This is a genomic window from Corallococcus sp. Z5C101001 (assembly GCF_007352635.1).
GTDB classification, from domain to species: domain Bacteria; phylum Myxococcota; class Myxococcia; order Myxococcales; family Myxococcaceae; genus Corallococcus; species Corallococcus silvisoli.
The window spans coordinates 31,026-46,683 of record NZ_VKLU01000013.1; the positions used below are offsets into that span (position 1 = coordinate 31,026).

The 15,658-nt window shown below is 70.0% G+C and carries 15 protein-coding genes; 2 read left to right on the forward strand and 13 right to left on the reverse strand.

The features are described from left to right. Positions 1-48: 48 nt before the first annotated feature. From ychF to FOF48_RS27160, 6 genes are all read right to left on the reverse strand, one after another. Positions 49-1,158, reverse strand: coding sequence for a redox-regulated ATPase YchF (gene ychF, locus FOF48_RS27135; protein ID WP_143906121.1), 1,110 nt, complete (start codon positions 1,156-1,158; stop codon positions 49-51). A 48-nt stretch (positions 1,159-1,206) separates the two neighbouring features. Beyond that, the gene (gene atpF, locus FOF48_RS27140; RefSeq protein ID WP_143906123.1) at positions 1,207-1,755 is read right to left on the reverse strand and encodes a F0F1 ATP synthase subunit B; all 549 of its coding nucleotides are present in this window, start codon (positions 1,753-1,755) and stop codon (positions 1,207-1,209) included. A gap of 139 nt (positions 1,756-1,894) precedes the next feature. Continuing rightward, a complete protein-coding gene (locus FOF48_RS27145; RefSeq protein ID WP_014400382.1) occupies positions 1,895-2,125 on the reverse strand; it encodes an ATP synthase F0 subunit C in 231 nt (76 codons plus the stop codon). A 155-nt stretch (positions 2,126-2,280) separates the two neighbouring features. Further along, positions 2,281-3,357: a F0F1 ATP synthase subunit A gene (gene atpB / locus FOF48_RS27150; protein ID WP_143906125.1), complete on the reverse strand. Its 1,077-nt coding sequence runs from the start codon at positions 3,355-3,357 to the stop codon at positions 2,281-2,283. Further along, positions 3,357-3,773, reverse strand: coding sequence for a hypothetical protein (locus tag FOF48_RS27155; protein ID WP_143906127.1), 417 nt, complete (start codon positions 3,771-3,773; stop codon positions 3,357-3,359). Before FOF48_RS27155 ends, atpB begins: the two co-directional genes overlap by 1 nt. Continuing rightward, positions 3,770-4,036: an AtpZ/AtpI family protein gene (locus tag FOF48_RS27160; RefSeq protein WP_143906129.1), complete on the reverse strand. Its 267-nt coding sequence runs from the start codon at positions 4,034-4,036 to the stop codon at positions 3,770-3,772. The genes FOF48_RS27155 and FOF48_RS27160 overlap by 4 nt, the downstream gene beginning before the upstream one ends. Before the next feature lie 386 nt (positions 4,037-4,422). On the opposite strand from FOF48_RS27160, the gene FOF48_RS27165 reads away from it, so the two are divergent. Continuing rightward, positions 4,423-4,932: a YbhB/YbcL family Raf kinase inhibitor-like protein gene (locus FOF48_RS27165; protein ID WP_143906131.1), complete on the forward strand. Its 510-nt coding sequence runs from the start codon at positions 4,423-4,425 to the stop codon at positions 4,930-4,932. A 46-nt stretch (positions 4,933-4,978) separates the two neighbouring features. Here FOF48_RS27165 and FOF48_RS27170 read toward each other — a convergent pair whose 3' ends face one another. The 7 genes from FOF48_RS27170 to FOF48_RS27200 all read right to left on the reverse strand — a co-directional run bounded on the left by FOF48_RS27170 (position 4,979) and on the right by FOF48_RS27200 (position 12,640). Beyond that, positions 4,979-5,593, reverse strand: a complete 615-nt coding sequence (locus tag FOF48_RS27170; protein WP_143906132.1) for a hypothetical protein — start codon at positions 5,591-5,593, stop codon at positions 4,979-4,981. Positions 5,594-5,617: 24 nt separating this feature from the next. After that, positions 5,618-6,448: a DUF692 family multinuclear iron-containing protein gene (locus FOF48_RS27175; RefSeq protein WP_161664885.1), complete on the reverse strand. Its 831-nt coding sequence runs from the start codon at positions 6,446-6,448 to the stop codon at positions 5,618-5,620. Between the two features lie 14 nt (positions 6,449-6,462). After that, a complete protein-coding gene (locus FOF48_RS27180) occupies positions 6,463-7,305 on the reverse strand; it encodes a methyltransferase domain-containing protein (RefSeq protein ID WP_143906137.1) in 843 nt (280 codons plus the stop codon). 39 nt (positions 7,306-7,344) lie between these two features. Further along, positions 7,345-9,474: a carbohydrate binding family 9 domain-containing protein gene (locus FOF48_RS27185; protein ID WP_143906138.1), complete on the reverse strand. Its 2,130-nt coding sequence runs from the start codon at positions 9,472-9,474 to the stop codon at positions 7,345-7,347. After that, a complete protein-coding gene (locus FOF48_RS27190) occupies positions 9,471-10,784 on the reverse strand; it encodes an MFS transporter (RefSeq protein WP_143906139.1) in 1,314 nt (437 codons plus the stop codon). Before FOF48_RS27190 ends, FOF48_RS27185 begins: the two co-directional genes overlap by 4 nt. Beyond that, positions 10,781-11,410, reverse strand: a complete 630-nt coding sequence (locus FOF48_RS27195) for a hypothetical protein (RefSeq protein WP_143906140.1) — start codon at positions 11,408-11,410, stop codon at positions 10,781-10,783. Before FOF48_RS27195 ends, FOF48_RS27190 begins: the two co-directional genes overlap by 4 nt. A 951-nt stretch (positions 11,411-12,361) precedes the next feature. Beyond that, on the reverse strand, positions 12,362-12,640 hold the full coding sequence (locus tag FOF48_RS27200) for a PqqD family protein (RefSeq protein WP_161664883.1): 279 nt from the start codon (positions 12,638-12,640) through the stop codon (positions 12,362-12,364). Between the two features lie 293 nt (positions 12,641-12,933). Here FOF48_RS27200 and FOF48_RS27205 point away from each other — a divergent pair, with 293 nt between their 5' ends. Next, complete coding sequence (locus FOF48_RS27205) at positions 12,934-15,603, forward strand: ATP-binding protein (protein ID WP_255442737.1); 2,670 nt, start codon at positions 12,934-12,936, stop codon at positions 15,601-15,603. Positions 15,604-15,658: the final 55 nt, after the last annotated feature.

Below are 15,658 nucleotides of genomic sequence, written 5' to 3' on the forward strand. Positions count from 1 at the left end.
CAAAGTGGAAGGCAGCGCCCGTCGCCACCGCGAAAGCGGAAGCCCGCGTCAGACGTTGAAGCGGAAGTGCATGCAGTCGCCGTCCTGCACGACGTACTCCTTGCCTTCCACGCGCAGCAGGCCCTTCTCCTTCACCGCCGCCTCGCTGCCCAGCTTCACCAGGTCCGTCCACCCGAAGACCTCCGCCTTGATGAAGCCGCGCTCGAAGTCGGAGTGGATGACGCCCGCCGCCTGCGGCGCCTTGAAGCCCTTGTGGATGGTCCACGCGCGGCACTCCTGCTCGCCCACCGTGAAGTACGTCCACAGGCCCAGGAGCTTGTAGCCCTCGCGCACCACCTTGTGCAGGCCCGGCTCCGTCAGGCCGGAGTCCGCCAGGAAGCCAGGGCGGTCGGACTCGGGGAGCTGCTGGATCTCCGACTCCAGCGCCGCCGCCAGCACCACCACGCCCGCGCCCTCCTTCGCGGCCATCTCGCGCACCGCCTGCACGCGCGGGTCCGCGTCCTCCTTGCCAATCTGCTTCTCGCTGATGTTGGCCACGTACAGCACGGGCTTGTCCGTCAGCAGGAACAGGTCCTGGATGGCCACCTTCTCTTCGTCGGTGAGCTTCTGCGCGCGCACCGTGACGCCCTCATCCAGCTTCGCCTTGATGCGCTCCAGGAGGGCGACCTCGGCCTTCGCCTCTTCGCCGGCCTTGCCGCCCACCTTGGTGTTCTTCAGCGAGCGCTCGCGGCGCTTCTCCACGGTCTCCAGGTCCTTGAGGCACAGCTCCGTGTCGACCACGTCCCGGTCCCGCACCGGATTCACGCCGCCCTCGACGTGGGTGACGTTGTCGTCCTCGAAGCAGCGCAGCACGTGGAGCACCGCGTTCACCTGCCGGATGTTCCCCAGGAACTGGTTGCCCAGGCCCTCGCCCTTGGAGGCGCCGCGCACCAGGCCCGCGATGTCCACGAACTCCAGCGAGGTGGGGATCTTCTTCAGCGGCTTGATGAGCGCCGACAGCTGGTCCAGGCGGTCGTCCGGCACCGGCACCACGCCCACGTTCGGCTCGATGGTGCAGAACGGATAGTTCGCCGCCTGCGCGCCCGCGGCGGACAGGGCGTTGAACAGGGTGGACTTGCCCACGTTGGGCAGACCGACGATGCCAATGGAGAGAGCCATGATGGAATCCTGGAACGGGCGGGCGCGGCGGAAGACTCCCGGCCTGGGTTAGGCCGAGCGGCGGGTCGCCGTGGCGCTCGTCGCCCCGGGCAGGCCCTGCACGAACTGCTCGGCCAGGGCGCGGTGCTTCGAGTCGTCCATCCGCTCGTTGATGAGCTTGCCGGCCACTTCCATCGCCAGGTCGACGGCCATGGAGCGGACCTCCGAGATGGCCTTGGCCTTCTGGTCTTCAATCTCGCGGCGGGCGGAGAGCTTCAGCTCCTCGGCCTCCTTGCGGCTCTTGGCCATCAGCTCGTCGCGGAACTTCTCCATGTCCGCGGTGTTGCGGCGCATCATCTCCGCCGCCTCGCGGCGGGCCTCCGCGATGGCCGTCTTCTGGTCGGCGAGCAGCTTCTCCGCCTCGGCGCGCTCACGCTTGGCGCTCTCGATGGCGTTGGAGATCTGCTTCTCGCGCTCCTCCACGAGCGACAGGATGGGCCCCCACGCCTTCGCCCGCAGGACGAGCATGACGATGACGAAGGTGACGATGGTCCAGAAGATGAGGCCCGGACGGACCTCCACGAAGCTGCTGGCGGCGAGGACTGAGGGCAGGAACATGGCGGGTCCCGGATGCAACGGACAGCGAAGGTGAGGTGCGGGAACAACAGGTGAGACAGGTGCGACGGTACCTACAGCCGGAGCGCCGGCGCCCCTTCTTCCCGAAGTGGACGCCGGCTCCCGTGACTGCCAACCCTGCCTAGACCTTGATGGCGAGCAGGATGCAGACGACCAGCGCGAACAGCGTGGCGCCTTCGATGAGCGCCGCGGCGATGATCATCGTGGTGCGGATGTCGCCGCCCGCGGCCGGCTGACGGCCCGTGGCGTCCATGGCGGCGGCGGCCAGCTTGCCGATGCCGAGCGCGGCGCCGATGATGGAGAGACCCGCGCCGATACCGGCGGCGAGGAAGGCAAGAGCGATGTTGGTCATGGGAGCACGTCTTCTTTCGTGAGGCGGGACCCGCTTGTGGGGGGGTCGTGAAGGCCCTTTAGGACTACCTCCGGCGGCCTTTCGAACCGCCGGGTCTTCAACCGGGGCGCGCCGTCACACCGACAGGCGCCCCGTCAACCTTGAGGGGAAGCGGCTCAGGCGTGGTGCGCCTTGCCGTGGTCGTGGCTCTCGCCACCTTCCTTGTGCCCGTGGCCGTGGTCATCGTGGTGGCCCATGGCCACGCTCATCCCGATGAACAGCGCCGACAGCATGGTGAACACGTACGCCTGCACGAAGGCCACGAACAGCTCCAGCAGGTAGATGCCGAAGGCGAACGGCACGCTCACCAGCGCCACCGCGGGGCTGCGGAGCATGAAGATGAGGCCCAGCAGGAAGAAGATGACGATGTGGCCCGCCAGCATGTTGGCGAAGAGGCGGATGGTGAGCGCGAAGGGCTTGGTGAACAGGCCCAGGAACTCCACCGGAATCATGATGGGCCACAGCCAGGGGGCCACGCCGCCCGTCAGGTGCTTCAGGTAGCCGCCCAGGCCCGCCGCGCGGATGCCCGCGACCTGCGTGACGATGAAGGTGCACACCGCCAGGCCGCACGTGACCGCGATGTTGCCCGTGGCCGTCGCCATCCAGGGGAACAGGCCCAGCAGGTTCATGAAGAGGATGAAGAAGAACGCGGTGAGCAGGTAGGGCACGTAGCGGGGGCCCTCCTCCTTGCCGATGTTCTTGATGGCCAGCTCGTCGCGAACGAAGAGCACCAGCATCTCGAAGAGGTTCGCCCCGGCGCCGCGCGGCACGAGCTTCGTCTTGTCGCGGTTGCTCCAGAGGAGCAGCGAGCCGATGAGCAGCAGCGCCGCCAGCCACATCATCACCGTGTGCTTGGTGATGGAGAGGTCCAGGCAGCCGGCGCCCAGGCCCGGGTACACCTCGCCGTGGCCACCGTGCGGGTCCACCACGGGCGTGCAGGCGCCCTCGTGGAAGGGGATGAGGATCTTCGGCAGGTGGAAGGCCACGTGCTCGTGGCTGAGGGGGATCTCGAACTCGTACTCGTTCGAGTCGGACACGTGGTGGAGGATGTAGCCGGCGACGTCCTCGCCCTCGGCGTCCGTCTCGTCGTGGGGCTTGCCGTGCTCACCCGCCGCCGCGCTCCCGCCATGCGGCTCGGAGGCCCACACGGTGCCCGCGAACAGACAGGCGAACAGCACCATTGCCTTGCGCATCACTCGTCTCCGCCCGCCGCGTCTTTCGAAGCGGCCATCACGTAGCTGACTTCAATCCATTGGAGCGCGAAGTAGACGCCGAAGAAGCCGCCCACGAACGCGATCGCGCTCAAACCCCGGGACACCACCCACGCCAGCCCAATCCCCACGCCCACGCCCCTGAGGGCGAACACCACACCCACGACCTTCAACGCCGCCTTCAGGTCCGCCTGAAGCGCCGCGCGCCGCTTCAGGACCAGCGCCAGCACGCCCGTCACCGCCGCCACCCCGACGCCCAGCAGCGCGGCGACCCGGTCCTCCGCCGCCTTCGGCAAGGCCGCCGCCACCACCGCGCCCACGCCCATCACCGTCGCCGCCAGCCCCGCGTGCGTCCAGAACGGGTCTCGCCCCTGCTTCCCGCCGCCCGTCCCCGTCACTTGCGCTTCCCCAGCCGCGCCATCGCATGGAGGAAGCTGTAGAACCCCACGCCAATCCCCAGCAGGCTCAGGCCCAGCAGCAGCCAGGGTGACGTCTTCAGCCACTTGTCCAGGAAGTACCCTCCCAGGACCCCCACCACCGCCCCGCCCACCAGCTTCCAGACCGCGGAGATGTACGGCTCCGCCGCCCGCATCTGCCGGGCCGTCTCGCCCAGCTCACTGCCCGGCGCGTCCGCCCGCTCCCGTGGCTCCTGGTCTGTCATGCGGACGCCTCACCAAACCCCGGGAAAGTCTTGGGTTTCCTTCGCCAACCCCGACCCCGCCCATACACGCGCGGGCGCCGCTTAGCACCGAATGCGCGGCGCGTGCAACCGCTACGGGGGCGCGGGCCACCCCGCGTCCAGCAGGGGTTGCCGAACCCGCAAGCGCAGCTACCACGGCGCGGTGCCAGCAGGGGGGATTCCTCCTCTGAGGAACCGCCCCGCCATGGCAGGCGGCCCGGGGGGCGCCCGGTGGATCAGCGGGCGGCATGCCCCCAGGGGGGTGACGGGCGGCCGGGCGGAGCGCCCTCCGCCTCTGCGCACCGGGGCGGGGGCATCACCAGCTTGCCGACGGACACGTTGGCCGGGCTTGCCCACAGGAGTCACGCATGCCGAAACCGCTCGAGCTCACCTCGCCGAAGTTCAAGGACGGGATGCCCATCCCCATCGCCTACACCGGCGAGGGCGACGACAAGGCGCCCCCCCTCCACTGGGAGAACCTCCCCGCGGGCGCGAAGAGCCTGGCCCTCATCGTGGAGGACCCGGACGCCCCGGACCCCGCGAACCCCCAGCGCACCTTCTGCCACTGGGTCCTCTACAACCTCCCCGTCAACGCTCAGAACATCCCGGACGGGGCCACCCTGGACGTGCTGCCGGAGGGGGTGAAGCTGGGGCGCAACGACTTCAACCGGCAGGACTACGGCGGGCCCATGCCGCCCGTGGGCAACCACCGCTACTTCTTCCGGCTGTACGCCCTGGACACGGTGCTGCCGGACCTGGGCCACCCGTCGCGCGCGGACCTGCTCAAGGCCATGGAGGGGCACATCGTGGGTGAGACCCAGCTCATGGGCACCTATGAGAAGGCGCACCACCGCAAGCCGGGCGGCCGTCCCCACTGAGGACGGAGGTCCCCGCCCCAAGGCGCTGACAGTGATGGAGGCTCCCTCAGGGTGACGGCAGCTCGCGCACCATCACCGCGGGCAGGCCCGGCACCTTGAGGTACTCCACGCGCGTGGGCCGCGCCTCCGCCGGAGGCCAGCCCGGCGCCTCCAGCGCGGCGAGCAGGCTCAGCACCGGGAAGTCGAAGGCCTCGACATGGGGCCCCACCGGCGGCAGGGGCAACAGGCCCCACGCGAGCGCGATGCGCAGCCGCTCGCAGCGGGCCAGCTGCGGCACGTAGGCCGGCAGCCCCTGGAGCAGGGGCGCGTGGGGTGCCCGCGCGTCCGCCTCCAGGAAGCGACACCAGACGATGGCCTCCTCGCGGTTGAGCACCTCTGGCAGCACGTCCTGGAGGAAGCGCTGGCGCAGCGGCCCCAGCTCCGGCCGCTTCGCCTCATCCACCCAGGGGAGCTGTTCGCGCACGCGCTCGGCGCGGTGGTAGTCCATCATCCGCCCGGCGCGCTCCACCACCGGCCCGTCCACGCGGCACAGCGCCGCGGCCTCCGCGGGCATCAATGGGAGCGGGGCCAGCGCGCGCGCCGCGTCCTCGGTCCATGCCGCGCGGAAGCGCGGGTCCACGTGCAGCCTCGCCAGCACTTCCAAGGTCTCTGGATAGCCCATGCCGTTGCCCTCCCCTGCCCTTCCTCAGGCCGCGTGCGCGCCGCAGCGTTGGAGGATGGCGCGCGCGCGGGCCAGCTCCTCCACCAGCCGCGCGAAGGGCGGGAAGCCGCTGTCCATCTCGAAGTTCACCCCGCGCACCGGGCAGCGCGGCGCCACGTACTCCAACAAGCGCCACACCTCCTCCGGCGACGGCGCGGAGTGGCTGTCCAAGCGCAAGCCCTCCATCGTGACGCCGCCCGCCAGGTGGATCTGCACCACGCGCTCCAAAGGCAGACGGTCCAGGAAGGCATACGGGTCGAACCCGTGGTTGGCCGCGTTGCAGTACAGGTTGTGCAGGTCCAGCAGCAGCCCGCAGTCCGCGCCCTCCACCACGCGGCGCAGGAACTCCGCCTCGTCCAGCGTGTTGAGCGGGGTGTGGAAGAGGTAGGCGATGTTCTCCACCACGAAGGGCACGCCCAGGTCCTCCCGCGCCGCCTTCACGTTGCGCACGCAGGTGGCCACCGCCTCGTCCGTCAGCGGCACCGGCGTGAGCGCGCGCAGCGGCAAGGAGCCCACGCGCGTGAAGCACAGGTGGTCCCCGTGCCACGCGCTCTTCGTGCGCTGGGTGATGCGCCGCAAGCCCTCGCGGTAGCCGGGCGCGTCCACGCCGTCGGAGCCCACCGACAGCTCCAGGCTGTGGCCCACCAGCGGATAGCGCTTCGCGAGCAGGTCCAGCCGCCGCTCCGCGTCCGGCGTGAGCGGCAGGAAGTGCTCGGGCGTCACCTCCAGCCAGTCCACGCCGGGGTTGCCTCGCGCGAGGTGCGGATTGAGGTCCCAGCGGTAGCTGAGTCCCACGCCAAGGAAGGGAAGGCCCACGGTGCGCGCTCCCCTCAGGCCCGGCGCCGCGCCATCACCTGGAAGTGCTGGCCCAGGACGGCGAAGCCCTCGTGCGCCAGCTTCTCCTGCAACGCCAGGATCTCCTCGCGCGCGCTCCACGCGTCCCACGGCTTCTCCGCGGAGCCGCCGCGCGCGGCGGACATGGCGTTGAGCATGTCGAAGAACATCACCGGCTTGCCGAAGATCTCCAGCAGCTCCGCGCCCGCGTCCGCCACCGCCTGCTCCAGCTCGCGCACCGTGAACGCGTGCACCGGCAGGCCGTAGGGGCACGTCGTGCGGCCGTCCTGGAGCGTGCGGAACGCCTCCTGCGGCTTGCCCATCTTCAGGTAGCCGGAGAACGCCTCGTAGCGGTTGTCCACGCCCAGCACCACCGGCGCGCCCGGCTTCGCCACGCGCACCAGCTCCTTCACCGCCTGGGGGTAGGCCTCCAGGCAGTAGGACACCGGGTCGCCTTCGCAGAAGACCAGGTCGAACGACTGGTCCTCCAGCTCCAGCGCCGCCACGTTGCCCTCCACGAAGCGCACGCGGTCCAGGAGCCCCCTGGCGCCAAACTGCGCGCGCGCGCCCTCCAGCATGCCCGGAGAGATGTCCAGCACGGTGACGTGGTGGCCGGCCTCCGCGAAGCGCGTGCCGAACTTGCCCCCGCCCCCGCCCGCGTCCAGCACGCGCCAGGACGTGCCGTCCTTGGGCAGCAGCGCCTCCACCGGCTTCCAGGTGAGGTGCTCGTAGGTGAGCCAGAACAGCTTGATGGCGACCTGGCTGGGGCCTCCCTGGTCATACCGGGGGGACACCTCATCGTAGCGGCGCTTGAGGCCTGCGGGGTCGGCGGTGCTCATGCGTGTGCTCTCTTCCCGAATCAAGGGGACGCAAGAAGGTCAGTAGTTGAAGGAGATCTTCGAGAGGATCCGCCGCTCCTGCGAGCCGGCGAACGGTTGATCCGTGTAGACGAGGAAGATGTCGCTCCACTGGCGGTAGTGCCACCCCACCATCGCGTCCAGGAACGTGCCCTTCACGGAGTTGTAGTCCGCCAGCTCGTACACGTCGCCCTTCTGCAGCGTGAGGCGCGCGTAGAGGTCCGGGCTGAAGTGGTAGCGCAGCTGCGCGTAGCCGGAGAAGCTGTAGCCGTCGCCGGACTTGCCAAAGAGGTCGCTGTTCGTCGGCACGCCGAAGTTGCGCGTGTAGAAGCCGCTGAAGCGCGCGACGATGTGCGGCCCCACCTTGAAGTTGACGGCCCCGTTGAGGCCGCGCAGCTCGCCGCCCAGGAAGCGTCCGCCAATGGCGGTCAGCGTGTAGTTCTGCCAGTCGTGCGGGAACAGGGTGAAGCCGAACGTGCCCACGCGGTTCTTGAAGCCCTCGTTGTCGTCGTAGACGCCGTCGATGTAGAGCGCGAAGTCGTGGTGCAGGTACGGCTGGACGTTGAGCCGCTGGCGCCAGCGCGTGCGCTGGTGCTCGTGGTTGCGGCGCCACAGCGTGTCCCACGTCACGTCCAGCCGGGGCAGGAAGCGCCACTTGGGGAACGGGTTGAGGAACAGGTGTGAGTTGTAGCCCTGCTTGTCCACCACCGGCGTCCAGCCCAGCGGGTTCGCGTAGTTCTTCCCGATGTCCTCGAACTGCAACCAGAACTCCGACAGCGTGTCGAAGCGGTGCAGGCCCACGTGGTACGCGTCCGCGTCCACGTTGCCCAGCGGGCTCCAGCTGCGCAGCGCCTGCGCCTGGATGAAGAACTCCTCGAAGAGGTGGAAGTTGCCGTCCACGCCCAGCGTCTGGAAGTCGGAGTCCCCGAAGATGCCGCCCCGGCCGCTGCGGTTGAGCGCCACCAGCGAAATCATGGACCGCTTGCCAATGTCCTGCTGCAGGCGCAGCACGCCGGAGTTGACGTTCTCGTAGATGTCCCGGCCTCCCGCGTCCTTGCCGGTGAAGTCGCGGTGCTGCACGTCCATCATCGCGAAGTTCATGCCGCCCACCTTGCCGGTGAGCTGCAGGCCGCCCCACACGCGGTCATGCGGCCGCAGCGCGATGCGGCGCGAGGTGAAGATGTTGATGGGCGCGATGAAGAGGTGCTCGCTCTCCAGGAAGAACTGGCGGCGCTCCGGGAGCAGCGGCTGTTCGGTGTCCAGCAGCAGGAAGCCCTGGTCCGCCTCCGCGTCGCTGAAGTCCGGGTTGGCCGTCAGCTTCAGCGACACCCAGGGCGCCGGGTCGATGCGCGCGTCCGCGCCCACGTTGGGGCGGAACGCGCCGCGGTCGTCGTTGTACTTGAGCGCCACCGTGGTGGCCACGTACGGGGTGATGCTGAAGATGGAGCGCGGGTTGATGTCCTTGAGCCCCGCCAGGTGCGGATAGCGGCTCACCTTCGCGCTGTTCATGCCGTCCGGCGTCCAGTTGCTCCACTCCTGGTTGCGCGACTGCTCGCGGTCCAGGAGCATGCCGAAGGTGATGTCGTCCTTCTTCTCGAACTGGAAGTTCGCGAACGGGATGCGCACCTCCGAAATCCAACCGTCCGCCACGATGGTGGACTTCGTCTCCCACTCGCCGCGCCAGTTGGTGGAGAACGCCTCGCCGTCATCCACGATGCGCCCGTCGGTGCGCACGCCCAGCGGGTTGGTCCAGAAGTAGTACGCGTTGCGGTGGTCCAGGTACGTGTCCAGGATGATGGTGATGTTGTCTTCCTGGTGGAGGAACCCCTCGTTCTGCACCGTGTAGCCGGTGATGCGCTCCGGCTTCGAGTCCAGGCAGTGGAAGAGGAAGTAGAGGTTGTCCTTGTCGTAGAGGATGCGGACCTTGGTGTCGTCCGGCGCGGGCTTGCCGTAGTTGATGCGCGTCAGGTACCAGCCGCCAATCTCCGGCGCCGTCTGCCACGCGGGCTCGTCCCCCTTGCCGTCGATGGTGATGACGTCCTGCGTCCGCGTCGCCGTGACCTTGTAGGTCGAATCAGCGAATCCCAGGGTGGGCACCAGCGCGACGAACAGCGCGGTGCCCCAACGACACACATGGCTCTGAGGGCTCATCCGGGCTCCGAGGTGGGAGTGAGGGCGGCCACGGGGGCCGCGACAGGGGGGGCGTCGGTGGACTCGCGGACCCTCGACACGCAGCCGAGCGCCAGCACGAAGGACACCGACGAGAGGAGGAACGTGAAGCCGATGCCGGCCTTCTGCGCGACGAAGCCGTAGGTGATGGGCGCGAGCACGCCGGCCAGCGCGGCGCAGGACCCCAGCGCCCCCATGAAGCGGCCGCGCTCCGTGGGTGAAGGCACCTGCTCCACCACCAGCGCGGCGGCGGACGAGCGGTGCAGGCCGTCCGGCACCGCGAGCAGCATCCAGGCCACCACCAGCGAGCCCAGCGCGTAGCCGTGCGGCAGCCAGCCAGAGGCGCCGAGCACCGCCGCCATCACCGCCATGCCCGCCTGGCCCAGCGTGATGAGCCCCACGCGCCGGGACAGCCGGTCCGACAGCCGTCCGCCAAAGGGCTGCACGAAGGCGAAGACGAGCCACGACACCGCCACCAGCGGGCCCACCATCTCCCGGGGCGCGCCCAGCTCCACCGCGTACAGCGGCAGGTACGTGGGGAACAGCGCCAGCGCGAAGGTGAAGAAGAACTGCCAGAGGAACAGGCTCAGCAGCCCCGGGTGCTGCTTCACGTACGTCATGGGGGACAAGAGCCCCTGGAACGCCAGCCGCCACCCCGCCCGCACCCCGCCGGCCGCGGCGTCCGCGCGCGGCGCGGGCCGGGCGTCGTCCAGCGACAGCAGCAGCAGGCTGCTCACCAGGAACAGGCCCCCCGCCAGGAAGAACGTGCCGCTCACCGACAGCGCGCGGATGACCGCGGACGAGGCGAACAGCGCCGCCACGAACACCAGGTTCGACGTGGCGTCCAGCATCGCGAAGATGGTGGCGCGCTGCTTCGTGGGCGCGAAGTCCGCCACCATCGCGTTGGACACGGGCGCCGCGCTGCGCGACAGGAGCATCTTCAAGATCATCACCGCGGCGAGCGGCTTCGGGTCATCCACCAGGGCCACCGCGGGCACCATCAGCGACGTGATGAGCGAGAGGCCCACCACGAAGGGCTTTCTGCCATGGCGGTCTGACAACGTTCCCAGCACCGGCTGCACGAAGATGGGGAGCAACGAGCCCACGGTGTAGAGGACGCCAATCTCCTGGAAGCCCAGCCCGCGCGAGCGCAGGTACAGCGGCATCACCGGGTTGAGCAGGCCCGCGGCCACCATGCCCACCAGGCCCGAGCCCAGCATCACGCGCAGGTTGGTGAGCCCCGCCGTCAGCCCGTACATCTCCCGGATGGCGCGCACGCCCTGGCGGATCATTCCTTCGCCTCCCCGTTCGTGGCGGCGTCCGCCGCGTCCGTTCGCGTCCCGAGCCCCAGCACCGCCGCCACCGCCTTCGTGAGCGTGGGCACCGGCCGCACGTCCAGCGCGGTGAGCGGCGCCGCGTCGAAGCCACTGCCCTCTGGCACGTACACCGCCACCTTCCCCGCCCTCGGAAACACCTGCTTCACGTAGGCCTGGGCCACGCCCAGCTTTCCCTGCAGGAACTCGCGCGGCGCGGGCGCCAGCCGCTCGCCGTGCGCCTCCAGCGCCACCCCCGTGCCCAGGAAGGGCGAAGGCAGCGGGCGGCCGCTCAAGAGCGCCACCCACGCGACGAACAGCGGCAGCGAGGCGCTGCGGCCATCCAGCGTCACGCCCCTGCCGCGCGGCGACACGTGCAGGTCCGTCCGCTCCCACGGCAGCGCGTAGTGTTCGCGGCCCAGCGCCGCGAGGTGCCGCGCGTGGTCCTGCCACGCGGGCGTGAAGGCATTGCCCCGGGACAGGTCCGTCCACAGCCGACCCTGGCCGGGGCGCACGGACACGTCCACGGCCACGACGCGAAAGAGCGCGTGTCCGCCGACGTCCGCCTGGGTGAAGAGCAGCAACGAGGTGGAGGCGGGAAACATGGGGCGTCGGCGCGCGGGGGAGGAAAAGACAGCCGGGAGGAGGCGACAGCGGCCTCCCCCCGGCTGAAGACAGCGCTACTCCGCCTGGTTGAGCGCGTCGTTGCGCACGATGACGGTCATGCCGCCCGAGCAGGTGCACTTGTCGGAGGCCGCGGCAACGCGAACGATCTGGGACTGGATGTACATGGTGGTTCTCCTCGTCTGGGGTGTGGGGACTGCGGCACTGCGAAGACAGCGGGACGCGACTACTCCGCGCTGGTGGTCGACAGGTTCGCGTTCATGCCGTTCGAGCAGGTGCACTTGTCGGAGGCGGCGGCAACGCGGACGATCTGGGCCTGGATGTACATGGTGTTTCTCCTCGTCTGGGATTTGGGAACCACGGTGCGACGGACGCAGCGGACGGCGACTACTCCACGCTCGTGCTGTTCGTGAGCACGGTCATGCCGCCGGAGCAGGTGCACTTGTCGGAGGCGGCGGCGACGCGGACGATCTGGGCCTGGATGTACATGGTGTTTCTCCTTGGGTTGGGTGTGGTGGAACGACCTGTTGGGGAGGACTACTCCGCGTTCGTCGTGAAGACGGTCATGCCGTTGGAGCAGGTGCACTTGTCGGACGACGCCGCGACGCGGACGATCTGGGCCTGGACGTACATGGTGTTTCTCCTTGGATGAGTGCTGCGTGGGACTGCACTGCGGTGAAGCGCGGCGGAGTGTGACCCGGGGGTCTGACATTCCCTGGCACACCCAGACGTGCTTCATCCGGCCGTGAAACACGTGTTTCACGACCAGGTCGGTAGGTGTCTTGAGCTCAAGACACCCACGACACCTGGAGCCAGGGCATGGCGCGGCCCAACCCCTCTCACGGGGCGGCTCTTCGAATGAATGAGGCATCAAGGCCGCGGAAGGGGGATCCTCGCGGCGGACAGCGGAGGGCGGCGACTTCGAAAGGCGATCAGACGGACTGCGCGGCTTCGCACAACCCCAGTTCCAGGAACTGCTCCACGGTGCGCTGGACGTCCTCGCGGATGTCCGCGTCCTGGCCCACCGCGCCCGCGCTCCGGGCCAGCGACGCCACGGCCCCGTCGAGCGACGTGCCGCTCTGGCACAGCTCGAAGATGCGCGCGGCGGTCTCGTTCACCCGGAAGACCTCTCCCCCTTCGGTGTCCAGAAGGAAGAAGGCTCCGTCCTGCTGCTGGACGATGACGCCGGAAGTCGCACGGGGCAGGCTCAAGACATTCCCCTGGGTGACGCGAACACTGGTCACTCCCGGTCAGGCCTGGGAGTCCAGCGCAAGTCGCGTTGTTATAAATTCATGGTTCTAGATGTTTCCATTCTCAATGTCAACCAAGCCACACCCTGGGTTGGGTGGATGAAAGTGATTCATGACGTGCAAGGTTTGAAACGGCGCGTTGGCGTGACGCGGTGGGGGCGTGTTGTGCGCTGGTGGGCGATTGGGTGACGGGGGTGGCTTCACCGGAGGCCCCCAAGGGTGCCAACGTGACGCGGGTGAGAAGCACAGAGCGCATGAACCGTCGGGTGGGGACGGTTCCCGAAGAGCCCGGGGCGGGGTACCGCCTCTTCGACGACATGCCCCTGGGCGTGTTCGTGCTTCGGGACGGCCTGCTCGTGTACGCGAACGCGGCGCTGTCGCGCCTGGTGGGCGTGCCACGCGAGCAGCTGGTGGGGCAGCCGGTGACGGCGCTCCTCTGGGACCCCGGGCCCCAGGAGGACCCGGCGGACCGGATGGCGCGGCGGCTGGGGACGACGCCGGTGGCGGGCACGTACGAAGCGTGGATCCGCGCCGGGAGCGGCGGAGTCCGCGTGGAATTGACAGTGCATTCCCATGCAAGGGATTGGGTGGTGCAAGCGCGGGATGTGACGTCCCGGGTCAGGCGCCGCACGGTGTTGCGGCGGCTGGCGGAGCTGGGGAGCGCGGTGCGGACGCTGCACTCCGAGGACGCGGTGCGCGAGGAGGTGTTCCGGGGGCTGGAGTCGCTGGAGCTGGGCTTCGCGTGGCTGACGCCTCGCGGCGTGGGGGTGGAGCTGTCGGTGGCGGGGCTGTCCCCGAGGCTGGTGCCGCACGCGCCATCCCTGGGGGGCCGCGTGCGGGCGGAGGCGCCGGGCGGCTGGGCGCCGGCGCTGGTGCGCACCTGGCGCGACGGGGATGCGTGGGTGGAGGACCTGGGCGCGGAGGCGTCCCGGTTCGTGTCGGAAGCGCGCATGGACTCCGTGCTGGCGGTGTTCCGGCGCGCGGAGACGCAGCACGCGGTGGGGGTGCGCATCGACGTGGAGAACGCGCCCCTGGCCATGCTGGTGCTGGCGGCGGACTGGCTGAGCGAGGAGGACGTGGCCGCGGTGCGGCTGTTTGGCCACCAGGTGTCGTCCGCGCTGGACGCGGCGCGCACCATCCAGCGGCTGAGCGTACGCGCGACGGCGCTCACCGCGCTGGGGCGGCTGGCGTCCCAGGCCGCCTCCGCGCCGCACCCGCGCGCCTTCTTCGGCTCCGGCACGGAGGAGATCTCCGGGCTGCTGGGCTGCGACGCGGTGTGCCTGCTGCTGCCCGCGGACTCGCGGCACGAGACGGGCGAGTCCCTGGAGCTGGTCTACGCTCGGGGCCTGTCCGAGGACGCGGTGGCGCGCGTGCGCCGCGCGCGCCTGGGGTCGCTCCCCCGGCCGGGCGGGTTGGTGGACGCGGTGCAGGTGCTGGACGCGGAGGCCTGCCCCGCGCCCACGCGTGACGCGCTGCGGGCGCTGGCGTTCCAGACGCTGGTGTCGGTGCCGCTCCGGGTGCGCTCGCGTGGGGTGGGGACGTTGAGCGTGCTGTTCCACGCGCGGCGGCGGCTCACCGCGCTGGAGGTGGAGACGCTCCAGGCCATGGGCACGCACTTCGCGGCGGCCATTGAGTCCCACCGGCTGCTGGACGAGGTGCGCGGCCGGGCGGAGGACCTGGCGCTGATGCACGAGGTGGGCAAGGCGCTGGCGGCCACGCTGGAGCTGGACCGGCTGCTGGCCACGGGCGTCACCAGCCTGGCGCGCATCGTGGATGTCCCGGACGCGTACGTGCTGCTGCCGGATGAGCAGGGCGCCCGGCTGGCCATCCGCGCGGCGACGGGGGGACACCCGGAGCTGGTGGGGCGCCACCTGCCGCTGGACCTGTCACCGAACTCGCTCGCGGGCGAGGTGTTCCGCACGCGCCAGCCGCTCCGGGTGGAGGACGCGCGCGTGGATGTGCGGATGAACGACGAGCTGCGCCGGGCCACGGACGGCGTGGCGTACATGGTGCTGCCGCTCGCGGTGCACGCGCAGATGGTGGGCGTGGCGGTGATGGTGGAGACGCGCCGGCCGCGCCGCTTCACGCCCCCGGAGCTGGAGCGGGCGGACGCCATCGCCAACCAGTTGTCGCTGGCGCTAGAGGGCGCCCGGCTGGTGGAGGACCTGAAGAAGCGCAACGCGGAGCTGAAGCGCACGCAGGAGCAGCTGGTCCACCGCGAGCGGCTGGCCGCGCTGGGCGAGCTGTCCGCGGTGGTGGCCCACGAGGTGCGCAACCCGCTGGGCGCCATCTTCAATTCGGTGGCCACCATCCGCCGCATCATCGGTCCGGAGAGTCCGGCGACGCCGCTGGTGGACATCGTGGGGGAGGAGGCGGACCGGCTCAACCGCATCGTCGCGGACCTGCTCACCTTCGCTCGGCCTCCGTCGCTGCACCTGTATCCCGCGGTGCTGACGCAGCTCCTGGAGGAGGCGGTGGGCGGCGCGCTCTCCAACGTGGACGGCGGCCAGCCTCCGCCCATCCTGGTGGAGTGGCTGATGGAAGAGGACCTGCCGTCGGTGACGGTGGATGAGCGGCTCATGCGCCAGGCCTTCCTCAACCTGGCGCTCAACGCGGTGCAGGCCATGCCCCATGGCGGCACGCTGCGGGTGGTGGCGCGGAAGGCATGGGTGGAGCGGGCCGGCGTGCAGGTGGAGATCTGCGACACCGGGCCAGGCATCCCGCAGGAGCTGCGCATGCGCGTCTTCGAGCCCTTCTTCACGACCAAGGCCCAGGGCACCGGGCTGGGGCTCGCCGTGGTGAAGCGCATCATCGACTCGCATCAGGGCCAGCTGTCGCTGGAGATACCGGAGAAGGGGGGCACCATCGCCCGGCTGTTCCTCCAGTTGGGGCCCACCCCACCCCTGGCCCTGACGGGCGGATGAGCCGGACACGGAGGGCGCGCGGCGGGACGCGAGCCCGCGCGTCAGCCGGACGACC

Coding starts and splice junctions, on each gene's coding strand:
- FOF48_RS27185 (WP_143906138.1), bottom strand. CDS start 9,474: ATGAGCCCTCAGAGCCATGTGTGTCGTTGGGGCACCGCGCTGTTCGTC.
- FOF48_RS27165 (WP_143906131.1), top strand. CDS start 4,423: ATGCCGAAACCGCTCGAGCTCACCTCGCCGAAGTTCAAGGACGGGATG.
- atpF (WP_143906123.1), bottom strand. CDS start 1,755: ATGTTCCTGCCCTCAGTCCTCGCCGCCAGCAGCTTCGTGGAGGTCCGT.
- FOF48_RS27145 (WP_014400382.1), bottom strand. CDS start 2,125: ATGACCAACATCGCTCTTGCCTTCCTCGCCGCCGGTATCGGCGCGGGT.
- atpB (WP_143906125.1), bottom strand. CDS start 3,357: ATGCGCAAGGCAATGGTGCTGTTCGCCTGTCTGTTCGCGGGCACCGTG.
- ychF (WP_143906121.1), bottom strand. CDS start 1,158: ATGGCTCTCTCCATTGGCATCGTCGGTCTGCCCAACGTGGGCAAGTCC.
- FOF48_RS27160 (WP_143906129.1), bottom strand. CDS start 4,036: ATGACAGACCAGGAGCCACGGGAGCGGGCGGACGCGCCGGGCAGTGAG.
- FOF48_RS27205 (WP_255442737.1), top strand. CDS start 12,934: ATGAACCGTCGGGTGGGGACGGTTCCCGAAGAGCCCGGGGCGGGGTAC.
- FOF48_RS27195 (WP_143906140.1), bottom strand. CDS start 11,410: ATGTTTCCCGCCTCCACCTCGTTGCTGCTCTTCACCCAGGCGGACGTC.
- FOF48_RS27180 (WP_143906137.1), bottom strand. CDS start 7,305: ATGAGCACCGCCGACCCCGCAGGCCTCAAGCGCCGCTACGATGAGGTG.
- FOF48_RS27170 (WP_143906132.1), bottom strand. CDS start 5,593: ATGGGCTATCCAGAGACCTTGGAAGTGCTGGCGAGGCTGCACGTGGAC.
- FOF48_RS27190 (WP_143906139.1), bottom strand. CDS start 10,784: ATGATCCGCCAGGGCGTGCGCGCCATCCGGGAGATGTACGGGCTGACG.